The sequence below is a fragment of the Rhizobium sp. T1470 genome, assembly GCF_042140505.1.
Taxonomy (GTDB): domain Bacteria; phylum Pseudomonadota; class Alphaproteobacteria; order Rhizobiales; family Rhizobiaceae; genus Rhizobium; species Rhizobium favelukesii.
Genome location: NZ_CP148091.1, coordinates 457,803 through 482,544 on the forward strand (window position 1 = coordinate 457,803; position 24,742 = coordinate 482,544).

Annotated in this window: 23 protein-coding genes, 1 tRNA gene and 2 pseudogenes; 10 read left to right on the top strand and 16 right to left on the bottom strand. The window is 60.1% G+C overall.

Going from position 1 to position 24,742, the window contains the following annotated elements:
• Nucleotides 1-2: 2 nt before the first annotated feature.
• The 4 genes from WGT02_RS02230 to WGT02_RS02245 all read right to left on the bottom strand — a co-directional run bounded on the left by WGT02_RS02230 (nucleotide 3) and on the right by WGT02_RS02245 (nucleotide 4,319).
• On the bottom strand, nucleotides 3-1,106 hold the full coding sequence (locus WGT02_RS02230) for an ABC transporter permease (RefSeq protein WP_024313428.1): 1,104 nt from the start codon (nucleotides 1,104-1,106) through the stop codon (nucleotides 3-5).
• Between the two features lie 7 nt (nucleotides 1,107-1,113).
• Nucleotides 1,114-2,625, bottom strand: coding sequence for an ABC transporter ATP-binding protein (locus WGT02_RS02235; RefSeq protein WP_208249283.1), 1,512 nt, complete (start codon nucleotides 2,623-2,625; stop codon nucleotides 1,114-1,116).
• 68 nt (nucleotides 2,626-2,693) lie between these two features.
• Nucleotides 2,694-3,686 (bottom strand): BMP family protein, encoded by a 993-nt coding sequence (locus WGT02_RS02240; RefSeq protein WP_024313430.1) that lies wholly within the window; start codon nucleotides 3,684-3,686, stop codon nucleotides 2,694-2,696.
• Nucleotides 3,687-4,001: 315 nt separating this feature from the next.
• On the bottom strand, nucleotides 4,002-4,319 hold the full coding sequence (locus WGT02_RS02245) for a hypothetical protein (RefSeq protein WP_024313431.1): 318 nt from the start codon (nucleotides 4,317-4,319) through the stop codon (nucleotides 4,002-4,004).
• Nucleotides 4,320-4,547: 228 nt separating this feature from the next.
• Between WGT02_RS02245 and WGT02_RS02250 the strand changes: the two genes are divergently transcribed.
• Nucleotides 4,548-4,637: transfer RNA gene (locus WGT02_RS02250), tRNA-Ser, on the top strand.
• A gap of 44 nt (nucleotides 4,638-4,681) precedes the next feature.
• On the opposite strand, the pseudogene WGT02_RS02255 reads toward WGT02_RS02250, so the two are convergent.
• Nucleotides 4,682-4,878 (bottom strand): annotated as a pseudogene (locus tag WGT02_RS02255) (IS481 family transposase); the annotation flags it as partial.
• 355 nt (nucleotides 4,879-5,233) lie between these two features.
• Between WGT02_RS02255 and WGT02_RS02260 the strand changes: the two are divergent.
• Entirely contained in the window at nucleotides 5,234-5,512 is a 279-nt protein-coding gene (locus tag WGT02_RS02260; protein WP_024313432.1) for a CopG family ribbon-helix-helix protein, read from the top strand.
• Entirely contained in the window at nucleotides 5,500-5,790 is a 291-nt protein-coding gene (locus tag WGT02_RS02265; protein WP_024313433.1) for a type II toxin-antitoxin system RelE/ParE family toxin, read from the top strand. Before WGT02_RS02260 ends, WGT02_RS02265 begins: the two co-directional genes overlap by 13 nt.
• An 89-nt stretch (nucleotides 5,791-5,879) precedes the next feature.
• Here the strand turns inward: WGT02_RS02265 and WGT02_RS02270 are convergent.
• From WGT02_RS02270 to WGT02_RS02315, 10 genes and pseudogenes are all read right to left on the bottom strand, one after another.
• A pseudogene (locus WGT02_RS02270) lies at nucleotides 5,880-6,856 on the bottom strand (nucleotidyltransferase and HEPN domain-containing protein).
• 198 nt (nucleotides 6,857-7,054) lie between these two features.
• The gene (msrA, locus tag WGT02_RS02275; RefSeq protein WP_208249281.1) at nucleotides 7,055-7,576 is read right to left on the bottom strand and encodes a peptide-methionine (S)-S-oxide reductase MsrA; all 522 of its coding nucleotides are present in this window, start codon (nucleotides 7,574-7,576) and stop codon (nucleotides 7,055-7,057) included.
• Between the two features lie 131 nt (nucleotides 7,577-7,707).
• The gene (locus tag WGT02_RS02280) at nucleotides 7,708-8,115 is read right to left on the bottom strand and encodes a hypothetical protein (protein WP_208249279.1); all 408 of its coding nucleotides are present in this window, start codon (nucleotides 8,113-8,115) and stop codon (nucleotides 7,708-7,710) included.
• 121 nt (nucleotides 8,116-8,236) lie between these two features.
• Nucleotides 8,237-9,541, bottom strand: coding sequence for a nicotinate phosphoribosyltransferase (gene pncB / locus WGT02_RS02285; protein WP_024313436.1), 1,305 nt, complete (start codon nucleotides 9,539-9,541; stop codon nucleotides 8,237-8,239).
• Nucleotides 9,542-9,713: 172 nt separating this feature from the next.
• The gene (locus WGT02_RS02290) at nucleotides 9,714-10,064 is read right to left on the bottom strand and encodes a hypothetical protein (protein ID WP_024313437.1); all 351 of its coding nucleotides are present in this window, start codon (nucleotides 10,062-10,064) and stop codon (nucleotides 9,714-9,716) included.
• Nucleotides 10,065-10,155: 91 nt separating this feature from the next.
• Nucleotides 10,156-11,115: a glyoxylate/hydroxypyruvate reductase A gene (locus WGT02_RS02295; RefSeq protein WP_024313438.1), complete on the bottom strand. Its 960-nt coding sequence runs from the start codon at nucleotides 11,113-11,115 to the stop codon at nucleotides 10,156-10,158.
• Between the two features lie 8 nt (nucleotides 11,116-11,123).
• Nucleotides 11,124-12,761 carry an ABC transporter ATP-binding protein gene (locus WGT02_RS02300; protein ID WP_208249278.1) on the bottom strand — a complete coding sequence of 546 codons (1,638 nt, stop codon included), beginning with the start codon at nucleotides 12,759-12,761 and terminating at the stop codon, nucleotides 11,124-11,126.
• Nucleotides 12,758-13,906, bottom strand: a complete 1,149-nt coding sequence (locus WGT02_RS02305) for an ABC transporter permease (RefSeq protein WP_024313440.1) — start codon at nucleotides 13,904-13,906, stop codon at nucleotides 12,758-12,760. The genes WGT02_RS02300 and WGT02_RS02305 overlap by 4 nt, the downstream gene beginning before the upstream one ends.
• The gene (locus tag WGT02_RS02310; RefSeq protein ID WP_024313441.1) at nucleotides 13,906-14,997 is read right to left on the bottom strand and encodes a microcin C ABC transporter permease YejB; all 1,092 of its coding nucleotides are present in this window, start codon (nucleotides 14,995-14,997) and stop codon (nucleotides 13,906-13,908) included. Before WGT02_RS02310 ends, WGT02_RS02305 begins: the two co-directional genes overlap by 1 nt.
• 169 nt (nucleotides 14,998-15,166) lie before the next feature.
• Nucleotides 15,167-17,002 carry an extracellular solute-binding protein gene (locus tag WGT02_RS02315; RefSeq protein WP_208249276.1) on the bottom strand — a complete coding sequence of 612 codons (1,836 nt, stop codon included), beginning with the start codon at nucleotides 17,000-17,002 and terminating at the stop codon, nucleotides 15,167-15,169.
• A gap of 226 nt (nucleotides 17,003-17,228) precedes the next feature.
• On the opposite strand from WGT02_RS02315, the gene mepA reads away from it, so the two are divergent.
• From mepA to WGT02_RS02345, 6 genes are all read left to right on the top strand, one after another.
• On the top strand, nucleotides 17,229-18,302 hold the full coding sequence (mepA, locus tag WGT02_RS02320) for a penicillin-insensitive murein endopeptidase (protein ID WP_024313443.1): 1,074 nt from the start codon (nucleotides 17,229-17,231) through the stop codon (nucleotides 18,300-18,302).
• Between the two features lie 90 nt (nucleotides 18,303-18,392).
• The gene (locus WGT02_RS02325; RefSeq protein WP_024313444.1) at nucleotides 18,393-18,773 is read left to right on the top strand and encodes a methylglyoxal synthase; all 381 of its coding nucleotides are present in this window, start codon (nucleotides 18,393-18,395) and stop codon (nucleotides 18,771-18,773) included.
• Nucleotides 18,774-18,809: 36 nt separating this feature from the next.
• Complete coding sequence (locus WGT02_RS02330; protein WP_024313445.1) at nucleotides 18,810-19,835, top strand: glucokinase; 1,026 nt, start codon at nucleotides 18,810-18,812, stop codon at nucleotides 19,833-19,835.
• A 96-nt stretch (nucleotides 19,836-19,931) separates the two neighbouring features.
• Complete coding sequence (locus WGT02_RS02335) at nucleotides 19,932-21,719, top strand: ABC transporter ATP-binding protein (protein WP_024313446.1); 1,788 nt, start codon at nucleotides 19,932-19,934, stop codon at nucleotides 21,717-21,719.
• 21 nt (nucleotides 21,720-21,740) lie between these two features.
• Entirely contained in the window at nucleotides 21,741-22,565 is an 825-nt protein-coding gene (gene dapB, locus WGT02_RS02340; protein WP_208249274.1) for a 4-hydroxy-tetrahydrodipicolinate reductase, read from the top strand.
• A gap of 21 nt (nucleotides 22,566-22,586) precedes the next feature.
• Nucleotides 22,587-23,222, top strand: a complete 636-nt coding sequence (locus WGT02_RS02345; RefSeq protein WP_024313448.1) for a 2,3-bisphosphoglycerate-dependent phosphoglycerate mutase — start codon at nucleotides 22,587-22,589, stop codon at nucleotides 23,220-23,222.
• Nucleotides 23,223-23,278: 56 nt separating this feature from the next.
• Here the strand turns inward: WGT02_RS02345 and WGT02_RS02350 are convergent, their stop codons facing one another.
• Nucleotides 23,279-23,692, bottom strand: a complete 414-nt coding sequence (locus WGT02_RS02350; RefSeq protein ID WP_024313449.1) for a helix-turn-helix domain-containing protein — start codon at nucleotides 23,690-23,692, stop codon at nucleotides 23,279-23,281.
• Nucleotides 23,693-23,778: 86 nt separating this feature from the next.
• Between WGT02_RS02350 and WGT02_RS02355 the strand changes: the two genes are divergently transcribed.
• Nucleotides 23,779-24,615 (top strand): oxidoreductase, encoded by an 837-nt coding sequence (locus WGT02_RS02355; RefSeq protein ID WP_024313450.1) that lies wholly within the window; start codon nucleotides 23,779-23,781, stop codon nucleotides 24,613-24,615.
• The last annotated feature ends 127 nt before the right edge of the window (nucleotides 24,616-24,742 follow it).

Below are 24,742 nucleotides of genomic sequence, written 5' to 3' on the forward strand. Positions count from 1 at the left end.
CCTCACGCGGCCTTGAACTGTTGGTAGGCGCGAACCATCGCAGGTCTGAACATGTATTCCAGCGCGCCCGCGAAGAGGATGACGAGACCCTGGATAACCAGGATCATTTCGCGCGTGATGTTCGGCATCTCGAAGGAGATCCAGTCGCCACCCTGATAGAGGATGCCGAAGAGGACCGCCGAGAAGATGATCCCGACAGGATGATTTCTTCCCATCAGCGACACGGCGATGCCAACGAAGCCGGCTCCACCGACAAACTCTACCTGCAGACGGGCCGAGGAGCCCATCACCGGATTAAGCGCCATCATGCCGGCCAGCGCGCCGGAGAGCAGCATCGCGATCATGACGGTACGGGCGTAGGGGATGCCGGCATAGGCTGCCGCGCTTTGGCTGACGCCAAGCGTCCGCATTTCGAAGCCGAGCTTGGTGCGCCAGATCAGCAGCCAGACGAAATAGGCGGCAATGAGCGCGATAAGGAAGGAGACGTTGAACGGTGCGGCGCCAAGCTTGGCGCCGAAAAGGTTCATAAGCCAGCCGAGTTTCGGCAATTGACCGCCTTCAAGGAATGTCCGTGTTTCCGGAGCCATCTTGCCAGGCACGATAAGCACATGCACCAGCAGATACACCATCAATGCTGCGCCGATATAGTTGAACATGATAGTGGTGATGACGATGTGGCTGCCGCGCTTGGCCTGAAGGAAAGCCGGGATGAAGGCCCAGGCGGCACCAAAGAGGCCCGCGCCCACCACCGCCACCGGCATGGTCACATACCATGGCACATAGTGGTCGAGCGCCAGCGCCACCAGCGCGCAGCCGAGGCCGCCGAGATAGGCCTGGCCTTCCGAACCGATGTTGAACAGGCCCGCGTGAATAGCCACCGCTACGGAAAGTCCGGTGAAGATGAAGCTCGTCGCATAGTAGAGCGTAAAGCCGATGCCTTCGCCGCTACCGAGCGCGCCTTCGATCAGCAGCGACAGGGCCGCAAGCGGGCTCTCCCCGATCAGCCAGACGACGAAGCCGGAGATCAGGAAGGCGACGAACAGATTCAACAGCGGGATGAGGCCGTAGTTGATCCAATTTGGAAGTGGAACTGAAGCGGTGCTCATGAAGGCCTCACGCGGCAATGCCGGCCATCATCAGGCCGAGGGTCTGTTCACCGGCATCGGGCGTCTTCTCGCCGACGATATGGCCGGCAAACATGACAAGGATACGGTCTGAAAGGGCGCGGATTTCGTCAAGCTCGACGGAGACAAGCAGGATCGCCTTGCCTTGGTCGCGCATCTCGATGATCCGGCGATGGATGAATTCGATGGCGCCGATATCGACGCCGCGCGTCGGCTGGCCGATGATCAGCGCCGTCGGATCGCGCTCGATCTCGCGCGCCACGACGATCTTCTGCTGGTTGCCGCCGGAGAAGTTCGCGGTCTTCAGCCGCGGGTTCGGCGGACGGATGTCGTATTTCTCGATCTTCTCCATGGCGTCCTTGCGGATCGCGTCGAGATCGAGCAGCGGGCCTTTGCTGTAGTCAGGATTGCGGTGGTAGCCGAGAACGGAGTTCTCGTATTCCTCGAACTTCAGCACCAGCCCCATGTGATGCCGGTCTTCCGGAATATGGGCAAGGCCAAGCTCGCGCAAGCGCGCCGGATCGGCTTTGTCGATCGTTTGCCCGTCGAGGAAGATTTCGCCGGAATGCGGCTTGCGGATGCCGGCAATCGCCTCCAGCAATTCGGACTGCCCGTTGCCGGCGACGCCAGCAATGCCGACAATCTCGCCGGCGCGGACATCGAAGGACACGTTGTCGACCATGATGACGCCGCGATTGTCCTTAACCGTGAGGCTGCGGACCGACAGGATCACCTTGCCAGGATTGGCCTCACCCTTCTGAACACGCAGCAGGACGCGGCGGCCGACCATCAGCTCGGCCAGTTCCTCGACGGTCGTCTCGGATGTCTTGCGGGTCGCCACCATCTCGCCGCGGCGCATGACGGAAACGGTGTCGGTGATCGCCATGATCTCGCGCAGCTTGTGGGTGATCAGAATGACGGTCTTGCCTTGGTCGCGCAGGACGCGAAGGATTTTGAACAGATGGTCGGCTTCGGCCGGCGTCAGCACGCCCGTCGGCTCGTCAAGAATGAGGATCTCGGCGCCGCGGTACATGGCCTTGAGGATTTCCACGCGTTGCTGCAACCCGACCGGAAGCTCTTCGATCAACGCATCGGGATTGACCTCGAGGCCGTAGTCCTTTTCCAGGCGCCGCAGCTCGGCCCGCGCAGAAGAGACTCCCTTGGCGAGCAGCGCACCGCCCTCGGCCCCAAGCATGATGTTTTCGACCACCGTGAAATTGTCGACCAGCATGAAGTGCTGGTGCACCATACCGATCCCGGTGGCGATCGCAGCCTGGCTGTCCTTAATGGTCACGGGATTGCCGTTGACGCGAATCTCACCGCTATCGGCATGGTAGAAACCGTAGATGATCGACATCAAGGTCGATTTCCCGGCACCGTTTTCCCCGATGATGCCGTGAATCGTACCCTTGGCGACGGTAAGATTGATGTCTTTGTTGGCGTGAACGGCACCGAATTTCTTGTCGATGCCCACAAGTTCGATAGCGGGCGTGTCTGTCACAGCAGGCTCCAAATACGAAAAGGGCGTATGACGGAGTAACTCCGCCATACGCCCGTCTCAGTCACGGATCACTTCGGGCAAGCGTTGTCCGTCGTGTAGTCGTGAACCTTGATGGTTCCCGCGATGATGCCTTCCCTGGCCTTGTCGAGCGCAGCCTGCATTTCCGGCGTGATCAGCGCCTTGTTGTTGTCGTCGACGGCAGCGGCAACGCCGTCCTCCTTGACGCCGAGCGCCTGGACGCCGGCCGTGAACTTGTCACCCTTGACATCGCTGAAACCGTTGTAGACTGCGAGGTCAACACGCTTGACCATCGAGGTCAGGACGGAGCCCGGGTGAAGGTGGTTCTGGTTGCTATCGACGCCGATCGAGAGTTTCTTGTTGTCGGCAGCCGTCTGCAAGACGCCGAGGCCGGTTGCGCCCGCTGCCGCGTAGATGACGTCCGCGCCCTGATCAATCTGGTTCTTGGTGAGTTCGCCACCACGTACCGGGTCATTCCAAGCAGCCCCCGTCGTGCCGGTCATGTTCTGGAACACTTCGACATCAGCCTTGACGGAGCGTGCGCCCTGCTCGTAGCCGCATTCGAACTTGCGGATCAGCGGAATGTCCATGCCGCCGACGAAGCCGACCTTGCCGGTCTTCGAAGCGAGGCCAGCAAGTGTGCCAACGAGGAAGGAACCTTCTTCTTCCTTGTAGACGACGGAACGGACGTTCGGTTTGTCGACGACGGCGTCAACGATGACGAACTTTGTGTCGGGAAATTCAGCCGCGACCTTCTCGATGGCCGAGGTCCAGGCGAAGGAGACGGCGATAACCGGGTTGAAGCCACGGCTTGCGAAGTTGCGGATTGCCTGTTCGCCCTGGGTGTCGCCGGTCGGCTCGAAGTCGCGATAAGCGATCCCCGTTTCCTTCTTGAACTTCTCGGCGCCATTATAGGCTGCTTCGTTAAAGGACTTATCGAACTTCCCGCCGGTACCGTAGACGAGCGCCGGCTTGACGTCGGCGGCGAGCGCCGTCGTGGACATGGCAGCCACGGCCAGGAGAGTCAGAAGGGATTTTTTCATGAGTTGCAGCCCTATTGTTTCTAATTGTTTGGGTCCTCCCGCAAGCCTGTTCCAGGCATGTCTGCGGAACCACCGACCTCCCCCCGGAGGCCTGGCTGGCGCATCCTTGCATGGCTCAAAAAAAATTTCACGAGAAATTTTTCGGCTGGTAAAAATTTGCCGCAATTGCCAAAAATCAGCTCATGCGGGCTGATTTTTGCGCAAAATCATCGTTGGGCTGCGATTTTTCTAGCCAAGCGGGCAGCTTGAGCCGGTTTCGCGTAGGACCGCATATCCGTTCGGATTCGAGGCCAACGAGATAGGTAGCGACTTGGATTATGCAGCGAAACGGCCCGCGACCGGCGGCTTTTTGTAGCCCGCCATCCACAACAGAAGCGATAGCACCAGAAATACCGCGAAGGCCGGCTGAAGCATGAGCCACTGGAAGGCAAGTGTGTAGAACCGCGGGTGGATATAGTAGGCAATGCTCGATTGCAGTGCTTCCAACGACGACGGATTCAAATCCTGCCATGCGTCACCCATGGGCGTTATGACCACGGAAGAGGCGGCAACGGACTGGATTGAATCGATCGTTCCGGCAATCACGGCAACAGCCAGGGCAACAAGACTTGCCAAACGCAAAAGGAAACGCATCGATCTCTCCGGCCACTAATGCACCGGGCTCTCGCCCGGCCAGCCGCGCCATTCGCCACCCAAATTAAAGATAGTTACGGGTGGGTGGAACTGCAATGGAGGCCCTGGCCGCACTTTTACCGGAAGAAGTCAAAAAACTGTTAGATTTGGGTTGATCGGCGAAAATTCATCGGTATATATCGCGGCCGTTCCGACGATTTGCATCTTAGCCGATGCAGACCGCCTAAAGGACAGGTGGCCGAGTGGTTTAAGGCGCACGCCTGGAACGCGTGTGTACGTGAAAGCGTACCGTGGGTTCGAATCCCACCCTGTCCGCCATCTCACCTATTGTCCAGTGCGGAGACATAGGTAATAAAACGTGCCTAACACATGGGTGACAACCTCGTGCCGAACGGGTTGTCGATGGTTTGCAAAGTCCGCTGCTCCAGGTCGATATATCCCAGATCATAGTGCATGAAACTGACGAGCCAAATACCGTCGTCGACTTCCGTGATTCCGAGTTCTGGCCGGCCATGACGGTTGAGATATTGATCTTCTTGCGGTGCATGCAGATGCGGCCGCCCGAAAGATCGTGCGACAACTCTTTCAGATTCCACCCTCTCTTGCTTGCGTTCCGTTGGGCATCGGCAAGCGAACTACCCAACTCGAAATTGCGCAAGCCATGAAGTGTTTTGCGCGCACACTATGCCGCTGTTCGACACCGACGCGATCACCGCAAAGAAGAAGCGGCAAACTAAACACAAGGGATGGCGCATCATCAGAAGAGAAATTATGCTCGTCATCACGAATGGAACGCTTATCCGCAAGGGGCCCGATAGCTGACGACGCAGCCGTTTCTTCGGCGAGATCGTAGACACGAGCAATGGAGCATCCTATATTAGCAATTGGTACTACCTTTGACTAAGGAAGCTGGCATGGCATCTCCTACCTCGCTCAAGCTCGATGACGAACTGAAAGGCCGAGTCCAACACTTGGCCGAAGTCCGTCGCCGCTCGTCTCACTGGATCATGCGTGAGGCGATTGAGCAATATGTGGAACGTGAAGAGAAACGGGAGGCGCTGCGGAGTGAAACACTCAACGCCTGGGATGAATTTCAGGAAACCGGCCTGCACGTGACTGGCGATGAGGTCGAAAAATGGCTTTCGACCTGGGGAACCGACGACGAGCGCGCTCCACCTGAATGCCACAAATAATCTTCTCCCCGGCCGCCGTTCGTGACCTTGAAAGACTTCGGGAATTCTTGCGGCCGAAAAATCCCCTGGCGGCAAAGCGAGCGGGTGAAACTATTCTCAAGGGCCTACGGGCACTTGGCGCACATCCTTACATGGGCCGCCTCGTTGAGGATCTGCCTGATCAGTATCGGGAATGGCTCATTGATTTCGGTGACAGCGGATATCTTGCGCGCTACCGTATCGATGAGGATATCTTGACGGTCCTCGCCGTGCGCCATCAGAAAGAGGTTGGCTTTTGATGGCACCGTCGTATCGATTTTCCGGCAAAGCTCGCGTAGCCAAGAGCTTCAGTCGCAACATGGCGGCGGGGATCTCGGTTCGATTCCTATCAAGAGCCCAGAGCTGTCCACCGCATCTTCTTCAACAGCGGACCGCGTTCGAAACGCCAACCCCGGGTTCGCGATGTGTTCCGACCAAGCATCTCCAGACGCTCAGAGCACACCGCCTTAACAATCTGAAGTAGCAAATCGGTTTGCTTGGCAAGCCAGTCAAGAGCCTTCCCGCTGATCTCGAAATGCTTCGAATAACGGGGTTTTACATAGGCCTCGTTCAGGGTGTTGAACCAGGCGCGCTCACGATGCTGCTCGCGAGGAAAGGCTTCTGCCAGACGCCGTCCTGTTCTTCGGCTAGAGAGCGGAGGAATTTGATGTTATGGGAAGGTGGACCGTAGTTGGTTGGCGTCAGCAGGACGCAGGATAGGCCTGCTCGATCGATTGATGAAGCTCAAAAGCGGCCACGCGAAGCTCCTGCTCTGGAACATAGAACCGACATCCCTTCAGAAATGTCCGTGCCAGCGAAAACCGATCCACATAATGCTCACTCGCCACTCGCAATTGATCCGCCGGTGAGAGTGGCTTGGGTTCCGCAAGCGGCTCATCATCCAGTTCATAAAGGACGATACCTTCCTTGCGGATATCGGCGAAGAAATATTGTCCTTCCTTCAGGTAGGCGTTCACCTCGCGCCTGGAATGAACGATGAAGCTCACGGCGTTTCGATCGACCTTTCGTGGATCAACCGGTCGGGGGCCTTGTACCAGTAATCGGCGAACTCGCAGAGTTTGCGATTGTTGACGATGATCAGGAGATCGAAGTCCGACCGATAGCCCTTCATCGTGAAGGGTTCATCCACCCAGCCTCCCTTGGGCATAGGAGCCGAACAGGACGATCTTCAGGATACGACCGCGCTTCTTGAAGTCTGCAGTGCCGTCCGTCAGCGCGTCTTCAAATTCCTCATGGAGGATTTCCAGAATGCGGCCAAGCTCGCGCTGCTTGGGGTAGCGGAATATGATCGACGGACGACTGCATGGAAGACCGATAGGTGAAAGATCCTGCACCGTCCACCCGCAGTTTTAATAGTCTCCACCTTGCTTGAAGGACACGGGCGAGATACCCCGGACGTCGTGACGGGGGCCATAGCCGCAAAAGGCCTTGCCCGGAAGCAAGGCCTCTTTAATTCAGACCCAATCCGGCGCTGAGAAAGGCGCGACGGAAGGATCGCCGATCCTAGCCGACGGCAGCTGCGCTTTGGTCGCGCTTCGGCAACTTCCAACCCGGTCGGACAAAGTGGCAGGTGTAGCCGTTCGGAATGCGCTCCAGATAATCCTGGTGCTCCGGTTCCGCCTCCCAGAAGGCGCTCACCGGAACGACCTGGGTGACGACCTTGCCGGGCCACAGGCCCGACGCGTTCACGTCAGCGATGGTGTCTTCGGCGGTCAACCGCTGTTCCTCGTTGTCGTAGAGTATCGCCGACCTGTAGCTGGCGCCGAGGTCGTTGCCTTGCCGGTTGAGCGTCGTCGGGTCATGGATCTGGAAAAAGAATTCGAGGATGTCGCGGTAGCTGATCTTCGAGGGATCGAACATGATCTCGATTGCCTCGGCATGATTGCCGTGATTGCGATATGTCGCATTCGCCACCTCGCCACCCGTGTAGCCCACGCGAGTTGACACGACGCCGGGATAGCGTCTGATGAGATCCTGCATACCCCAAAAGCAACCGCCCGCCAGTACCGCACGCTCTACAGTCATTGGATCGTCCTTTCAGTCAAACAATGCGCGTCAAACATAGGCAGCCCGCGCCTTGCCCCGTAAATGGGGAGTGGAACCGACTTTTGCCAGTTCATGTCTCCCTCCGGCCGTTTCGTATCTGCCGCTGCGAATTACCGCTTCATGTCGGGGCAGACGTATGGAGCCTTCGCCGCAGCATAGGTGCGCTCGACAACATCCTTTCCTGCGGTGATCTGAAGAGTGAGACCATCCGAGGAAACGGCTTTTATTTTGGCCCGTATCGTCGCTCCGTCCTCGTCCCATGAAAGCTCGTTGGGGGACAATTGCTTCCAAGTCCTGAGAGCATAAGTCTCCCAGCAGGAGTCGATAAGGAGTTTGCCTTTCGGCAGAAAGATCATCATTGGACCGGGCAGGCCGGACTGCGCTTTGGCTTCTATCCACGGCGTGCCGACCAGCAAAGCTGTGACAGCCTTCTCAGCAGCAAGGGTTGGTGTTGAGAGAAGCAATGCGGCGATCGGGCCGGCTGCGCAACTGGGGTTATCCTCAAAGTCGTTCTCCATAGGCCGGAATCGCCGCCCCGAGCGTCAATCACGATTGGGCGAGAATGTGGCCGGACCCTTAGGCGCACTGCGCACTGTAAAATAGGATCGGCATTTCAGGACGAACGTCCAAGCGTGGCGCTTAAACGAGCACCGCCTGATCGACGCGATCTTCCGTTCCAAAGAACTTCAGGTAGCGCTGAACCTCTGCGGGATCGCCCGTTGCCTTCTGCGGATTGTCCGACAGTTTCACGGCGGGGCGGCCATTGGCGTCGATGACCTTGCAAACGATGGAGATCGGGTTGAGCCCGGAGATCTCCGTCGGCGCGCAGCCGACGAAATCGTTGGTGAGGTTGGTGCCCCAGCCGAAGCTCATCCGCACCTTGCCCTCGAAGTGCTTGTAGGTGTCGATGATCGCATCGACGTCGAGCCCGTCCGAGAAGATGAGCAGCTTCTGGCGGGGATCGCGACCCATCTTTTTCCACCACTCGATGATCTTCTCGCCGCCCTCGATCGGCGGGGCGCTATCCGGACGGAAGCCGGTCCAATCGGCGACCCATTCAGGCGCGTCGCGCAGGAAGGCGGCCGTGCCGAACGCATCCGGAAGCACGATCAGCAGGTTGCCGCCGTAAAGCTTGTTCCAGTCCCGCAGAACCTTGTAGGGCGCATTGAGCAGTTCCTTGTCTGTTGCGGCGAGCGCTGCGGCCACCATCGGCAGCTCGTGGGCGTTCGTGCCCACGGCCTCCAGATCGGAATCCATGGCGAGTAGGACGTTGCTGGTGCCGGTGAAGGCAGGGCCAATGCCTTCCTTCAATGCTTCGACGCACCAGCGCTGCCACAGGAAGCTGTGGCGGCGGCGTGTGCCGAAATCCGAGATGCGGAGACCAGGCAGTTCACGCAGCCGCTCTACCTTCTCCCACATCCTTGCCTTCGCGCGGGCATAGAGAACATCGAGCGTGAACGGCCCAAGCGCCTTCATCGCAGAGCGCGACCGCAGCTCATTGACGATGGCGAGCGCCGGGATTTCCCACATGGTCGTCTCCTTCCACGATCCGTGGAAGTCGAGCCCATACTGGCCGTCGCGCTTCGACAGCTCATATTCTGGCAGCTGGAAATGAGAGAGCCAGGCGAGAAACTCAGGCTCGAAGATCTGCGCGCGCCCGTAGAAGCTGTTACCTGCGAGCCAGATCATCTCCTTCTTGGAGAGGCGGAGCGAACGGGCATGGTCGAGTTGCTCGCGCAGTTCGCCCTCGTCGATCTCTTCGGCCAGCAGCACCCGTTTTGTGCGGTTGATGAGCGTGAAAGTCGCGTTGACGTCTGGATAGAGTTTCCAGATCATCTGCAACATGAGCAGCTTGTAGAAGTCGGTGTCGATCAGGCTGCGAACAATCGGATCGAGCTTCCAGGTGTGATTGTAAACGCGCCGTGCGATATCGGTCTTGGCCATGAACTCCGCCCATTTCCGAACCGGACAAATCGCGCCAAAAGCCGACGCACGAAGACCGGCTCGTGTGCTTTCTTATCGAAAAATCGGTCGATAAAGTCCAGCGCAAATAGAAATGTACCCCTGCCGGCAATCCGGCAGGGCTTGCTGGTGACCGCCTTGACCCGCCGCGTTCTTATTGCGCAGGCGCATTCGGGGTTGCCGGTGCCATGTTCGATGCCGGCGGCTGGGACGGTGTCTCGGTTGGTACGGCCTTGCCGTTCTGCAGCGAAGGCGATGGCGCCGGTGACGGCTGCTGCGACTGAAGCTGCTGTCCCGGCTGCTGCGGCGCGACCTCCGCCGACTCCTTCTTGCCCCAGATTTCAACGGGGATCCATACGATGAAGGCAAGCATCAACGCGACGATCAGGACCGTAAGAATACGAGTGCCCATGCGGCCCTGCTTCGCCTTGACTGGCGAAATCGTCTCTTCGGCGTGGAGCTTGCCGTCGGATTGTTCCCAGCGCGTTTCCGTCTGGTGAGCCATGCCTTTCTCCTTCCGGTGTCGCGCGAGCCATGGTCGGCCCGGGCGCTTCATCTGGGAGAAAAACGAATGGCGCGCAGCATGGTTCCTGCGCTCAATAGCCTGCCTGTCGGTCGACAATGAATTGCAGCGGCTCGCCGCTCTCATAGCGCGCGATCTGGTGCTCGACGTGCCGGAAGAGCGCGGTCTCGTCGGATACGGCTGCATCGTGCGGCGTGATGAACACGTTCTCCAGCCCCCAGAGCGGATCGTCGGACGGCAGCGGCTCGACCGCGAATACGTCGAGCGAGGCGCCGCCGAGCACGCCGTTCTGAACCGCGGCGACAATGTCGGCCTGGACCTGGCTTTTGCCGCGGCCGGCATTGATGAACACCGGCTTGCCGAGCGCGCCGCCCTGCCGCAGTTTTGTGAACAGCTTGGCATTGTAGAAGCCGGTGGTCTCAGGGGTCAGCGGCAGCAGGCCGACGAGAAAATCCGTTCGGGACAGGAATTCATCGAGCTCACCGGCGCCGAACGTCTCGACGCCGTCGATCTTCTTGCCGCTGCGCGACCATCCGATGACGTCGAAACCCATGATCATCAGCTTGCGTGCGGCGTCCTGGCCTAGCACGCCCAGTCCCATGATGCCGACGGTGATCTCGGCTGCCTCAGGCGGAACGAGCTTGCCCCAGATGCGCGCGCGCTGGTCCTTGTCGTGCTGGTATTGTTGCCTGAGGTGCATGAGGCACTGCATCACGACCCATTCGCTCATACGGGTCGTCAGGCTCCGATCGACGAAACGGACGATCGGAACGTCGGGCAACCCTGGAAGGTTCATGAAGCTGTCGACGCCGGCGCCGCCGGAGAAGATGGCCTTGAGGTTCGGGGCACGTGTAAAAAGATCCGCGTCCGGCTTCCAGAGTAGCGCATAGTCAATGCCGGTCAGATCACGATCCTTGCTCGCTGGGTCGGCAATATTGATGCTGCCGCGATCCGGAAAGGCCGTCTTGAGGATGCGGGCAACGGTCTCAGGGTCGAACTTGAGGTCGACGAGGATGGGCGGTCTTGCGGTCATGGTGTTCTTTACTGTTGGACGGCGGGTGTCGGAACCGCCTCGATGTTGAAGGCGGCAGCCATCAGGGCCTTGGTATAGTCGTCCTTTGGCGCGCGAAAGATCTCCGCGGACGGACCCTGCTCGACGACCTTCCCGAAACGCATGACGATGACGTCGTTTGCCAGCGCCTTCACCACTTTCAGGTCATGGCTGATGAACAGGTAGGCGAGGTCATGCTTCTTCTGCAGATCGCGCAGCAGGTCCACGACCTGTGCCTGAACGCTCATGTCGAGCGCGGATGTCGGCTCGTCCAACATCACGAAGCGCGGCTTCAGCACCATGGCGCGAGCAATGGCGATGCGCTGGCGCTGGCCGCCGGAAAACTCGTGCGGATAGCGCCAGCGGGTCAGCGGATCGAGGCCGACTTCCTCCAGCGCCCAGCAGACGCGCTGATCGCGCTCCTCGTAGGAGAGTGACCGCTCATGCACCTTGAGGCCTTCCGCGATGATGTCGCCAACCGACATGCGGGCGCTGAGCGAGCCGTAGGGGTCCTGGAAAACGACCTGCAGCTGATTGCGCAGCGGACGCATTTCCGTGAATGAATAGCTGGCTATATCCGTGCCGACGAAGCTGATTTGACCTTGCGAGGAGATCAGCCGCGTCAGCGCCAGGCCCAACGTTGTCTTGCCGGAGCCGGATTCGCCGACGACGCCGAGCGTCTGTCCGGCGCGCAGCTGGAGATCGATGCCGTCCACGGCCTTCACATGATCGACGACCTTGCGCATCAGGCCGGCCTTGATCGGGAACCAAACGCGGATATCGGCCCCCTGCATCACGACCGGCTTGGAGGGATCGGCAAGCGGCGGCTCACCGCGCGGCTCGGATGCCAGCAGATGCCGGGTGTAGTCGTGCTTCGGATTGCGGAAGACCTCTTCCACCGTACCAGTCTCGACGATCTTGCCCTTGGTCATCACGCAGACGCGGTCGGCGAATTTGCGAACGATGCCGAGGTCGTGGGTGATGAAAAGCATGGACATGCCATGCTGGCCCTTCAGTTGCCGCAGCAGCTCCAGAATCTGCGCCTGCACGGTGACGTCGAGCGCGGTCGTCGGCTCGTCGGCAATCAGCAACTCCGGGCGGTTGGCGAGCGCCATGGCGATCATCACGCGTTGTCGCTGCCCACCGGAAAGCTCGTGCGGATAGGCGTTCAGGCGCTTTTCCGGCTCGCGGATGCCAACCTGGTTCAGCAATTCAAGGATCCGCTTGCGGGCAGCCTGCCCGGTCAGGCCCTGGTGCAGTTCGAGGATCTCAGCAATTTGCTTCTCGATCGTGTGCAGCGGGTTGAGCGATGTCATCGGCTCCTGGAAGATCATCGTGATGTCATTGCCGCGCACCGCGCGCAATGCTTTGTCGGATGCCTTCAGCAGGTCCTTGCCCTTGAACAGGATTTCGCCCGAGGGATGGCTTGCCGCCGGGTAGGGAAGCAGGCGCAGGATCGAATTGGCAGAGACCGATTTGCCGGAGCCGGACTCGCCAACCAGCGCCACGACTTCGCCCTTGCGGATATCGAACGACACGTGATCGACAGCCAGCGATGTATCTCCGCCCTGGTGGAAAGCCACCGAAAGATCGCGAACGGAAAGCAGTGTTTCGGCAGCGTCACTCATTGAAACGTCTTCCTGGGATCGAATGCATCACGAACCGCTTCGCCGATGAAGATCAAGAGCGACAGCATGATCGACATGGTGAAGAACGCGGTCAGCCCGAGCCACGGCGCCTGCAGGTTCGCCTTGCCCTGGGCGATCATCTCGCCGAGCGAGGGCGAACCGGGCGGCATGCCGAAACCGAGGAAGTCGAGCGAGGTCAGCGTCGTGATTGAGCCCGACAGGATGAACGGCAGGAAAGTGAGCGTCGCCACCATCGCGTTTGGCAGCAGGTGACGCCACATGATCGTCCGGTTGTTCACCCCGAGCGCGCGGGCAGCGCGCACATATTCGAAGTTGCGGGCCCGCAGGAATTCCGCCCGCACGACGCCGACGAAGCCAACCCACGAGAAGAGCAGCATGATGCCGAGCAGCACGAAGAAGCCGGGCGGCAGGATGGCCGCGATGATCAAGAGGATGTAGAGCACCGGCATCGACGACCAGATCTCGATGAAGCGCTGCAGCAGCAAGTCCGTCCAGCCGCCGAAGTAGCCCTGGATCGCGCCGGCGCTGACGCCGATGATGGCGGAGCAGATCGTCAGGACCAGGCCGAACAAGACCGAGACGCGGAAGCCGTAGATCACACGGGCAAGCACATCGCGTGCCTGATCGTCCGTGCCGAGCCAGTTGAGATTGCCAAAGTTGCAGCCGCGGTCGGCCGCTCCCTGCGGATAGCCGGAGCAGCGCTCCTCCTTGCTCATCAGCCAGAAGGGCGGTGTCGGGGCCGAATGCGGGATGTTCGAATTGACAGAGCGATAGGAGTAGCGGATCGGCGGCCAGATCATCCAGCCGTTGGCATTGATCTCGTCGGTGATGACGTCGGAGCGGTAATCCGTCTCGGCCAGGAAGCCGCCGAACTTCTCCTCGGGATAGTTGACGACTACGGGAAACAGGATCTCGCCCTTGTAGGAGGCGACGATCGGCCGGTCATTGGCGATGAACTCGGCAAACAGGCTGAGCACGAACAGGATGAGGAACAGAAAGAGCGACCAGTAGCCGCGCCGGTTCGCCTTGAAATTCTTCCAGCGGCGGACGTTGGTCGGCGACTGCAGGCCTTTGCGAGGCGGCTTGACCGGCGTCGCGGTCGTCGGATTGGCGGCGGTGTCCATCAGACGTCCCTCCGCTCGAAGTCGATGCGCGGATCGATCCATGTGTAGATCAGGTCGGAGATCAGGCTGACGAACAGCCCGAGCAGCGAGAAGATGTAGAGCGTCGCAAAGACGATCGGATAGTCGCGGTTGACGACCGAGAGATAGCCGAGCCGCCCCAGCCCATCGAGCGAGAAAATGTTCTCGATCAGCAGCGAGCCGGTGAAGAAGGCGGAGATGAACGCGCCGGGGAAGCCGGCGATGATGATCAGCATGGCGTTGCGGAACACATGGCCGTAAAGCATCTGCCGCTCGTTCAGCCCCTTTGCCCGCGCGGTCACGACATATTGCTTCTTGATCTCCTCGATAAAGGAGTTCTTCGTCAGAAGCGTCGTCGTCGCAAACGCCGCCAGCGAGAGCGAGATCAGCGGCAATGTCAGATGCCAGAAGTAGTCGAGCGGCTTCTGCCACCAGGCGAGCTGATCGAAGTTATCTGAGACAAGCCCGCGCAGCGGGAACCAGTCGTAGAACGATCCGCCGGCAAAGAGCACGATCAGCAGGATGCCGAACAGGAAGCTCGGAACGGCATAGCCGATGATGATGATACCTGAGGTCCAGACGTCGAAGGTGGAACCGTCCTTGACCGCCTTGCGGATGCCGAGCGGGATCGAAATGCCATAGGAAAAGATCATGATCCAGACGCCGAGCGAGGCCGAGACCGGCAGCTTTTCCTTGATCAGTTCGAGCACGGATGTGTTGCGGAAGAAGCTCTCGCCGAAATCGAAGCGGATGTAGTTCCACATCATCTCGCCGAAACGCGTCAGCGGTGGCTTGTCGAAGCCGAACTGCTTTTCCAGTTTGGCGATGAGTTCCGGATCGAGGCCCTGGGCGCCGCGATATTTCGAGCTGCCTTCGTCAAGTCCGCTGCCAAGAAGATCACCGCCGCCACCGGAAATGCGCGCGTCTGCGCCCTGCGCATCGCCGGTCAGTTGCGCGATGACCTGCTCGACCGGACCGCCGGGAGCGAACTGAATGACGGTAAAGGAGATGGCCATGATGCCGATGATCGTCGGGATCATCAAAAGCAGACGGCGAAGGATATAGGCTCCCATCAGTGAAGACCCTTCCGGGAAAGCTCGCGTCGTATGCCGTCCAGTCTATCGCCGTTCAATCGGTGCAGTCTCCTTGTGGTGCCGCCCGGCACGCAGTGCCTTGTCCTGATTCGCATTGTTCATTTGGAGCCCAGTCACCTCAGCAATGCAAGTCCGCCCGCCTGCCTGCCTATTTCGCATCTTTCGACCACCAGACATCGGGAAAGCCGATGGAGTAAGTCGGCAGTTCCGCGGGATGGGCCAGCTTGTTCCAATAGGCTATGCGCGAGTTATTGCTGTAGAAAAGCGGGATGACATAGTGATTGGCGAGCAGGACGCGGTCCATTGCCTTAATCGCGGCGACCTGTTCATCACGATTGGGCGCGAAAATGATCATCCGGATCAGGGCGTCGATGGCTGGATTGGCGATGCCGGCGTAGTTGCGCGAACCCTGCTGGTTTGCGGATTGCGAGCCCCAATAATCCATCTGCTCATTGCCCGGGTTCATCGTCTCGGCCCAGACAGACCAGATCATGTCGTAGTCGAAACTTCTGACGCGGTTCGTATATTGGGAAGCGTCAACGGTGCGCAGGCGCGCGTCGACGCCAATCTTCTTGAGGTTGTTGACAAACGGCATCACCGAGCGCTCGAAGGACGGGTTGGACAACAGGATTTCGAAGCTCATCGGCTGGCCGGTCTTGGTATTGACCATACGGTTGCCCTGAAGCTCGTAGCCCGCCTCCTTGAAAAGCCCGATTGCCTTTCGCAGGTTGTCGCGAAGCTTCTCCGGGTCGCCAGCGACCGGATTGGCGTATGGCGTGGTGAAGACTTCAGGAGGAACCTGATCTTTCAGGCTTTGGAGAATTTCGAGTTCGCGCCCTTGCGGCAACCCGGATGACGCAAGTTCCGTGCCCCAGAAGTAGCTGTCGATGCGCTTGAACGCATTGAAAGCGAGGTTGCGGTTGAGATCTTCGAAATCGAGAGCGTAGTTTAGCGCTTCGCGAACGCGTGGATCCTTGAACTGATCGCGTCGCAGATTGGGCGTTAGCGCCTGCATGACGCCGACGGCGCGCAACGCATTCGACACCTCTTCACGGATCACGCGGCCATCCTTAATGGCGGGAAAGTCATAAGCCTTGGCCCAACGGCTCGCCTGCGTTTCCTGGCGGTAATCCACGTTGCCGGCACGGAAGGCCTCGAACTCGACCTCGCGATCTCCGAAGAAGGTGTAATTGACATTGCGGAAGTTGTTCTGGCCGACATTGACGTTGAGGTCCTTGCCCCAATAGTCGTCGCGGAGTTCGTAGCGGACCGTGGATCCGGCGGTGAATGCGGCAATCTTGTATGGACCGGAGCCCAAGATCGGCTCCAGCGTGGTTTTGGTAATATCGCGCGGCTTCCCATCCGAACCCGTCCCTTCCCACCAATGCTTCGGCAGGATCATCAACTGCCCGAGGATGTTCGGAAGCTCCTTGTTGCCCTTCTCATCAAAGATGAAGGTCACGTCGCGGTCGCCGGTCTTTTCGGCGCGAACGACATGCTTGTAATAGTTGGCGTAAAGCGGGTTCAGTTGCTTGAACTTGTCCAGGCTGAAGATGACGTCCTCAGGTGTAACCGGCTGACCGTCCGCCCACTTTGCTTCGGCGCGCAGCCGGAAGGTTGCGCTCGATATATCCGCCGGAAAGGAAATGCCCTCGGCCAAAAGTCCATAGCTGGCGAGCAGCTCATCATCGGCGGACTTGGTCAGCGTCTCGAAAACCAGCGCCGCGCCGTCGGCAAGTTCGCCCTTCGCCGGCAACGGGTTGAACGTGTCGAAGGTGCCGGTCGTCGAAAGATTGAGCGTCCCACCCTTCGGCGCATTCGGGTTAACGTAATCGAAATGCTTGAAGCCGGGCTTATATTTGAGTTCGCCGATGCTCGAAGTTCCAATTTGGAAGTTCTGTTCCTGTGCCTGAACCGGTAGGGCCAACCAGCTCAAAGCGACCAGCGCAACAATCAAACGTCTTTTCGACCACGTACGCGCCATTCGCCAACCCCGATTGCTTTTCGCTTTCATCGACAATAGGCGAAAAGCGGGCGAAAAAAAGATGATATGACAGTTTTTGTCAGGCTCGCGGGATCGGACCCTTTTGTTGCCCGGGTAAGATTGGCTCATTTCCTGCTTATGCAAAACATCGATTCACCAAAATTGCCTTTCACGGTAGATTCGACGCAAATCACTCGGCCGCGGCCACAGACGTTCAGGACATGGCATGGCTCTCCATACCGCTCGGACTTTCCAAACATTCTTGAAATTGGCATTCGCCGGCGTGCTCGGTGCAAGTCTCGTCGCCGGCGATGCCAGCGCCGAGCAGAAGCAGCCAAGTCCCGGGAGCGCCAAGGCCCTCTTCGGCGCCGTCGCCTTGCCAAATCAAGGGGCGGCGCAGCCCTTCGGCTTCTACGCGAAAGGCTGCATGTCCGGCGCCGTCGCACTTCCGACCGATGGCCCCACCTGGCAGACCATGCGGCTGTCGCGCAATCGCCACTGGGGCAATCCCGCCATGATCTCTCTCTTGGAGCGGCTGTCCCGGGATGCGGCAAAGTATGACGGATGGCCAGGCCTTTTGGTCGGCGATATCTCGCAGCCGCGCGGCGGGCCGATGTTCAACGGCCACGCCTCGCACCAGATAGGACTTGATGCCGACGTGTGGCTGACGCCGATGCCCGCTCACCCGATGAGCGTCGAGGCGCGCGAAACCCTGCCCTTCACGACGATGCTGCAGAAGGGTGCCTTCCTCACCATCAATCCGGATGTCTGGACCGAATCGCGCGCCCGGCTTTTGATGCGTGCGGCCAGCTACCCGCAGGTCGAGCGGATCTTCGTTAATCCGGCCATCAAGAAAAAGATGTGCGATACCTGGAGAGGCGATCGCACCAATCTCGGCAAGCTGCGCCCGATCTACGGTCACGATTCCCACTTCCACATCCGCATCAAGTGCCCACCGGGCGCAGCCTCGTGCAAGCCGCAAGCGCCGGTTCCTGCTGACGATGGATGCGGCAAATCGCTGGCATGGTGGTTCACGAAGGAACCATGGGCGCCGCCGAAGCCGCCGAAGCCCGGTACGAAGCCGGCCAAGCCGCGCGAAGTGATGGTCTCCGATCTTCCGAATGCCTGCTCGTCGGTTCTCGCGGCGCCGTCCGTCGGTTCGGTGCAGACGGCCACCTTTGGCGCCGCCGCCGCTGCTGCCCCGGAGGTCGCGCCGATGGCGCTGGTGCCTGCCGCGGCGTCTGACGAGGCGCTGCCGGCCATCGGACCGGTACCGGACGACAAGCCGTCCGACGAATGACGCTGCCGGCCGGGGCGGTGGTCTTTCAAAAGACGGACGCTTCGTATAGAAGCAACCAAATCGATTGAATTTCAGGTGGAGGTTCTGTTCATGGCCGGCGGCAAGTGCCTTGCATTGATTGCGCATGACCAGAAGAAGGACGACATGGCGGAGTTTGCGCGCCGCAACCGCGAGACATTCGCAAGCTGGAAAATCGTCGCCACGGGCACGACCGGCGGTCGGGTGATCGAGGCGGCTCCGGACCTCGATGTGACCCGCTTGAAAAGCGGCCCGCTCGGCGGCGACCAGCAGATCGGGGCTCTTATTGCCACCGGCGAAGTCGATGCGCTGATCTTTTTTGTCGATCCTCTGACGCCGATGCCGCATGATGTCGATGTCAAGGCTTTGATGCGGCTTGCAATCGTCTACGATATTCCGATGGCGCTCAACGAAGCGACCGCCGACAAGCTCATTGCCACCCTTCACGCGTAACCGGCGCTTGAAAAGCGCGCACGCACGGAACCCGCCATGCCACAGCTCGATACCAGCGAAACCGCCATGCCCTTTCCGATCCTGATCGGCGACATTGGCGGCACGAATGCCCGTTTTGCGATTATCCCGGACGCCGCGGCAGAGCAGATCCATTTTCCCAACGTTCGCACCGCCGATTTCGAGACGATCGACGATGCGATCCGCAGCTGCATTCTCGAAAAGAGCAGCTTGCGGCCGCGCTCGGCGATCTTGGCGGTGGCCGGGCCGATCAGCCGGGACGAAATACCGCTGACCAATTGCGACTGGGTCGTCCGCCCGCGAACCATGATCGATGGCCTCGGTATCGAAGACGTCCTCGTCGTCAACGATTTCGAAGCGCAAGCACTGGCAATCGCTAATCTCTCTGATGACAACCGCGAGCGCCTTGGCGATGCGTCGGGCGACATGATTGCATCCCGCGTCGTCCTCGGCCCGGGCACCGGTCTCGGTGTCGGCGGGCTCGTCCACGCGCGAGGCTCCTGGATTCCCGTGCCGGGCGAGGGTGGTCACGTCGATCTCGGGCCGCGTACCGCGCGCGATCTCGAGCTCTTCCCGCACGTGGAGACGATCGAAGGCCGGATTTCGGCAGAGCAGATTCTCTGCGGCCGTGGCATCGTCAACCTCTACCGGGCAATTTGTGCCGCTGATGGCATTGCCCCCGCCTATTCCGATCCGGCGGACATCACGTCGCACGCGCTCGCCGCTTCCGATAAGGTCGCCGTCGAGACGATTAACCTGTTCTCGACCTATCTCGGCCGCGTCGCCGGTGACATGGCGATGATCTTCATGGCCCGCGGTGGCGTCTTCCTGTCGGGCGGCATCTCGCAGAAGATCCTTCCGGCGCTGAGAAGGCCGCAATTCCGCGCTGCGTTCGAGGACAAGGCGCCGCATTCCGAGCTGCTTGCGACGATCCCGACCTATGTCGTCACGCACCCGCTTGCGGCTCTTGCGGGTCTCTCGTCCTATGCCCGCAAGCCCGAGAGCTTCGGGGTCTCGACGGATGGGCGTCGCTGGCGGGCGTAACGGCTCTGGTCAAAAGCCTGCCAACTCTTTATAGAGCCGCGCGAGCGCACGCAGTCATGAGGACATGCGTGTCCTGACACACAGGAAGACGGATTTTTGCAAGCACTGGACACCCAGCAGAAGCCTGTAACGAGCGACAGCATCACCGGCATCTTGAAGCGCATCATCGCAGAAAACGGCCGGGATCATCTCTGGGGCTATGTTTTTGCTATCAGCTGCCTCGTCATCGTTGCCTTGTCGACGGCGTATACCGCCTGGATCATGAAGTCGGTGATCAACGAGGCGTTCGCAAACCGGCGCGCGGATATTGTCTGGGCCATCTGTTTCACCATCTTCATTGCCTTCGTGCTGCGCGGTTTCGCGAGCTATGGCCAGGCGGTGGTCCTCTCCAAGATCGGCAACAACATTGTGGCGCGGTATCAGCAGCGCGCCTATTCGCACCTGATGAAATTGTCGCTCGGCTACTTCAACCAGACGCGCTCGGCCCACGTTGTTGCGCAGCTCAACCAGAACATCAGCGGCATCCGTGATGTGATGAACCTGACGATCACGTCGACAGTGCGCGATCTCCTGACGTTCATCTCTCTGCTGGCCGTGATGATCATCCAGGATCCGCTGCTCAGCCTCGCGGTTTTCGTTCTGGCGCCGCCTCTTCTTTACGCGTTGCGATACGTGTCGAAGCGGCTTCGCACGGCGACCAAAGATGCAATCCACGTCAACAGCCATGTCGCCGGCGCGATGCAGGAAACCATCCAGGGTATCGCCATCGTCAAGGCCTTCACCATGGAAGGCCAGTTGGAGCACAAGGTTGACAGGCTTGTGGAGAGCGCCGAACGGCGTGCGAACCGTATCGCTCGTCTATCCGAACGGACAGCGCCGCTGACGGAAAGCTTTGCCGGCCTCGCGGTCGCCAGCGTCCTTGCCTACGCCGCTTACCGCACGATCTACAACAATATTCCGCCGGGCGCCTTCTTCTCTTTCGTGATGGCCTTGCTACTGGCCTACGATCCCGCACGCCGCCTCGCACGTCTGCAGGTGCAGATGGAGCGTGCCGTCGTCAACGCGCGCATGATCTATGAATTCCTCGATACGGTGCCGCATCAGCGCGATGTGCCTGGCGCGAAGGCGCTTGTGGTCAAGGAAGCCAAGATTGAATTCCGCAACGTCTCCTTCGCCTATGGCGAGGATGATGTGTTGCGCCATGTCAGCTTCCTTGCCGAAGGCGGGAAGACGACGGCGCTTGTCGGGCCATCCGGTGCCGGCAAGTCGACGATCATCACGCTCATTCCGCGCTTCTACGACCCGAAGGCTGGGCAAATCCTGATCGACGGCCAGGACATTGCGCATGTGACGAAACAGTCGCTGCGTGAGCAACTGGCCTATGTCTCCCAGCAGCCGTATCTCTTTGAGGGTACGATCCGCGACAATATCCGCTACGGCCGCCCGGAGGCGACCGATGAGGAGGTCGAGCGCGCCGCGCGCCTTGCCTACGCACACGACTTCATCCTGGCACAGCCCCATGGCTACGACACCCCAGTCGGAGAAAACGGCGTGACGCTTTCCGGCGGTCAACGCCAGCGCCTGTCGATTGCCCGCGCCCTCGTGCGCAACGCTCCGATCTTGCTGCTGGATGAAGCGACCTCGGCGCTGGACACGGAATCGGAGGCGGCGGTCCAGAAGGCACTCGATGGGGCCATGGTTGGCCGCACGGTGGTCGTCATTGCCCACCGCCTTTCGACGGTTGTCCGCGCCGACAAGATCGTGGTTATGCAGCAGGGCCGGATCATGGAGGAAGGCAATCACGAGAGCCTTGCACAGCGCAGCGACGGTCTCTACGCTCGCCTCAACAATCTGCAGAGGCCAGCAGCCTCGGATGCCCGCTGACACATAGGATGATCGACTGACATGAGCGATGCTGCGATGAAACTGGTAGTGGTTGGAGCAGCGGGACGCATGGGGCAGACGCTCATACGGCTTGTCGATTCGATGGATGGGGTCACGCTGCATGCGGCTGTGGCCCGCCCCGGCTCACCGTTCGTCGGCAAGGATGCCGGCGAAATTGCGGGTCTTGGGACGAACGGCATCACTGTCGGGGACGATCCTCTCGCGGCGTTTCTTCATGCCGATGGCGTCCTCGATTTTACGACCCCGGCAACAACGAACGAATTCGCCGCACTTGCCGGTCAGGCGCGCATCGTCCATGTGATCGGGACAACCGGCTGCTCGGCAGAGGACAACGCGAAGATTACGGCGGCCGCCCGTCACGCCCGGGTGGTGAAGTCGGGCAATATGGGCCTCGGCGTGAATCTGCTCAGCGTCCTTGTCGAGCGGGCCGCTCGTGCGCTCGATCCGGCCGACTGGGACATCGAAGTCCTCGAAATGCATCACAAGCGCAAGGTTGACGCGCCCTCGGGCACGGCGCTGCTTCTTGGCGAAGCGGCGGCCAAGGGCAGGGGCATCGATCTCGCATCGAAGTCGGTGCGCTCGCGCGACGGTCACACCGGTCCGCGCGAGGAAGGCACCATCGGCTTTGCGACACTGCGCGGCGGCTCGGTTGTCGGCGAGCACTCCGTGATCTTTGCCGGCGAGGGCGAAACGGTGACGATGTCGCACAGCGCCACCGATCGTTCGATCTTCGGCCGCGGCGCCGTCAAGGCGGCGCTCTGGGCGCGTGACAAGAAGCCCGGTCTCTATTCCATGCTCGACGTGCTCGGGCTCTCTTCAAGGTAATCTTTTTCGGAGGCATTTTTCATGAGCGGCACCCTCGTTCTCGTTCGCCACGGCCAAAGCGACTGGAATCTGAAGAACCTTTTCACCGGCTGGAAGGATCCGGAGCTGACCGAGCTTGGCATCCAGGAGGCCAACACCGGCGGCAAGGCGCTGGCCGACTACGGCATCAAGTTCGATGTCGCCTTCACCTCCGACCTGAAGCGCGCTCAGGACACGCTGACGATCATCCTCGACAATGTCGGCCAGCCGGACCTCGAGACGCTCAAAGATCAGGCGCTCAACGAGCGCGATTACGGCGATCTCTCGGGCCTCAACAAGGACGATGCCCGCGCCAAGTGGGGCGAGGAGCAAGTCCACATCTGGCGCCGCTCTTATGATGTTCCGCCTCCGGGTGGCGAAAGCCTGCGCGACACCGGCGCCCGCGTCTGGCCTTACTACCTGACGGAAATCCTGCCCCGCGTGTTGCGCGGCGAAAAGGTGCTCGTCGCCGCCCACGGCAATTCGTTGCGCTCGCTGGTGATGGTGCTCGACCGCCTGACCAAGGAACAGATCCTGGCGCTCAACCTCGCGACCGGCGTCCCCATGGTCTACAAGCTCAACGCCGATTCCACCGTCGCTTCCAAGGAAGTGCTCGGCGACATGTCCGGCGCGCATTGAGTTCAAAGGCGCCGCGCATCATCGGGCGCGCGGCGTTTTTTGAATTTTGCCCGGTTCTAGCTCTTTGCTGCGTCCGTCGCGCGAGGCGACTGCGCGCGGGCCGCCTCGAAATCCGGCAGACGATTGGCGATCCACTGCCAGAGCGCCACGACTTCTACCAGAAGCTCGCCGCCAAGCGGCGTCAGTTCATATTCCACTCGTGGCGGCACCTGCGGGTAGAGCGTTCGCGTCACCAGACCGTCGCTCTCCAGCGTCCGTAGCGTCTGCGTCAGCACCTTCTGACTGATCCCCTCCACCCGTTCCAGAACGCGCGAAAAGCGCAAGGGGCCGTTGGCCTTAGCCAATATGTGCATGACCCGCAGCGGCCATTTGGCGCTGGCGCGTTCCAGCATCTCGCGAGCAAGCGCGTCCTGCGCGTCCATCAGCGTTTCGCAGAAATCGAATGTACCATCGTCCAGGCCAGTTACCATTGGGTATGTATAGCTCCTGTGGGTACCTTCTTTCAAGATGAGACTGATTTGCCTATATGGCCTTCCGGCGGATCAAGGAGATTTCCATGTCACAGGTTTGGTTGATTACAGGCAGTTCTCGTGGGCTCGGCAGGGCGCTTGCTGAAGGGGTACTGGCGGTGGGGCACAAATTGGTCGCAACGGCGCGCAATCCGTCGCAACTTGAGGATCTCAAGCAACGCTTCGGCGACAACGTCCTGACAGCCACCCTCGATGTCGCCGATGAGCGGTCTGCCGCATCGGCCGTGAAGTCGGCGGTCGACAGGTTCGGCCGGCTGGATGTTCTCGTCAACAATGCAGGTTACGGCGATGTCGGCTCGATTGAGGATACAAGCCTTGCCGACTTCCGTGCCCAGATCGAAACGAACCTCTTCGGAACGATCATCGTCACCAAGGCCGCGCTACCGATAATGCGAGAGCAGGGTTTCGGACACATCATCCAGTTCTCCTCCGTCGGCGGTCGCATCGGCCCGGCGGGGCGTGCGCCTTACGCTGCCGCCAAATGGGGCGTGGAGGGCTTCTCGGAAGTTCTGGCCAAGGAGGTCGGCCCGCTCGGCATCAAGGTGACGATCATCGAGCCGGGCGGCTTCAGGACCGACTTTGCCGGCTCGTCCACTACACTTCGGGAAGGCCGGCCGGAATACGAGGACACCGTCGGAAAGATGGCGCGCTATCAGCGCGATTATAACGGCAGGCAGCCGGGAGATCCGGCAAAGGCAGCCGCCGCCGTCGTCCATGTTGCCGGCCTTGCCGAACCGCCACTGCGCTTGCTGCTCGGCAGCGATGCGTTGCGCGGCGTCGAGCAGAACGACGCTGCACGAGCCAAGGAGCATGCGGCTTGGCGCGAACTTAGTGTCTCAACCGATTTTGAGCCCGGCGGCTGACGAACGGTCAGGCCCGGATCAGCAATCATCGTCACGAGCTGCTCGCGACTGGATGTGACGTTCATGACTTTGCCTCTGATGATACGGTTGATGCAGCACCTTGCCGGAGAAGCCAGGTACACAAGGG

Excerpts from the sequence above, each read along its gene's own strand:
- WGT02_RS02295 (WP_024313438.1), bottom strand. The coding sequence starts at position 11,115 with ATGACCGCAAGACCGCCCATCCTCGTCGACCTCAAGTTCGACCCTGAG.
- WGT02_RS02300 (WP_208249278.1), bottom strand. The coding sequence starts at position 12,761 with ATGAGTGACGCTGCCGAAACACTGCTTTCCGTTCGCGATCTTTCGGTG.
- WGT02_RS02350 (WP_024313449.1), bottom strand. The coding sequence starts at position 23,692 with ATGGTAACTGGCCTGGACGATGGTACATTCGATTTCTGCGAAACGCTG.
- mepA (WP_024313443.1), top strand. The coding sequence starts at position 17,229 with ATGGCTCTCCATACCGCTCGGACTTTCCAAACATTCTTGAAATTGGCA.
- WGT02_RS02230 (WP_024313428.1), bottom strand. The coding sequence starts at position 1,106 with ATGAGCACCGCTTCAGTTCCACTTCCAAATTGGATCAACTACGGCCTC.
- WGT02_RS02280 (WP_208249279.1), bottom strand. The coding sequence starts at position 8,115 with ATGGAGAACGACTTTGAGGATAACCCCAGTTGCGCAGCCGGCCCGATC.
- pncB (WP_024313436.1), bottom strand. The coding sequence starts at position 9,541 with ATGGCCAAGACCGATATCGCACGGCGCGTTTACAATCACACCTGGAAG.
- WGT02_RS02260 (WP_024313432.1), top strand. The coding sequence starts at position 5,234 with ATGGCATCTCCTACCTCGCTCAAGCTCGATGACGAACTGAAAGGCCGA.
- WGT02_RS02240 (WP_024313430.1), bottom strand. The coding sequence starts at position 3,686 with ATGAAAAAATCCCTTCTGACTCTCCTGGCCGTGGCTGCCATGTCCACG.
- WGT02_RS02315 (WP_208249276.1), bottom strand. The coding sequence starts at position 17,002 with ATGGCGCGTACGTGGTCGAAAAGACGTTTGATTGTTGCGCTGGTCGCT.
- WGT02_RS02355 (WP_024313450.1), top strand. The coding sequence starts at position 23,779 with ATGTCACAGGTTTGGTTGATTACAGGCAGTTCTCGTGGGCTCGGCAGG.
- WGT02_RS02325 (WP_024313444.1), top strand. The coding sequence starts at position 18,393 with ATGGCCGGCGGCAAGTGCCTTGCATTGATTGCGCATGACCAGAAGAAG.
- WGT02_RS02345 (WP_024313448.1), top strand. The coding sequence starts at position 22,587 with ATGAGCGGCACCCTCGTTCTCGTTCGCCACGGCCAAAGCGACTGGAAT.
- WGT02_RS02330 (WP_024313445.1), top strand. The coding sequence starts at position 18,810 with ATGCCACAGCTCGATACCAGCGAAACCGCCATGCCCTTTCCGATCCTG.
- WGT02_RS02265 (WP_024313433.1), top strand. The coding sequence starts at position 5,500 with ATGCCACAAATAATCTTCTCCCCGGCCGCCGTTCGTGACCTTGAAAGA.
- WGT02_RS02305 (WP_024313440.1), bottom strand. The coding sequence starts at position 13,906 with ATGGACACCGCCGCCAATCCGACGACCGCGACGCCGGTCAAGCCGCCT.
- WGT02_RS02310 (WP_024313441.1), bottom strand. The coding sequence starts at position 14,997 with ATGGGAGCCTATATCCTTCGCCGTCTGCTTTTGATGATCCCGACGATC.
- WGT02_RS02290 (WP_024313437.1), bottom strand. The coding sequence starts at position 10,064 with ATGGCTCACCAGACGGAAACGCGCTGGGAACAATCCGACGGCAAGCTC.
- msrA (WP_208249281.1), bottom strand. The coding sequence starts at position 7,576 with ATGACTGTAGAGCGTGCGGTACTGGCGGGCGGTTGCTTTTGGGGTATG.
- dapB (WP_208249274.1), top strand. The coding sequence starts at position 21,741 with ATGAGCGATGCTGCGATGAAACTGGTAGTGGTTGGAGCAGCGGGACGC.
- WGT02_RS02245 (WP_024313431.1), bottom strand. The coding sequence starts at position 4,319 with ATGCGTTTCCTTTTGCGTTTGGCAAGTCTTGTTGCCCTGGCTGTTGCC.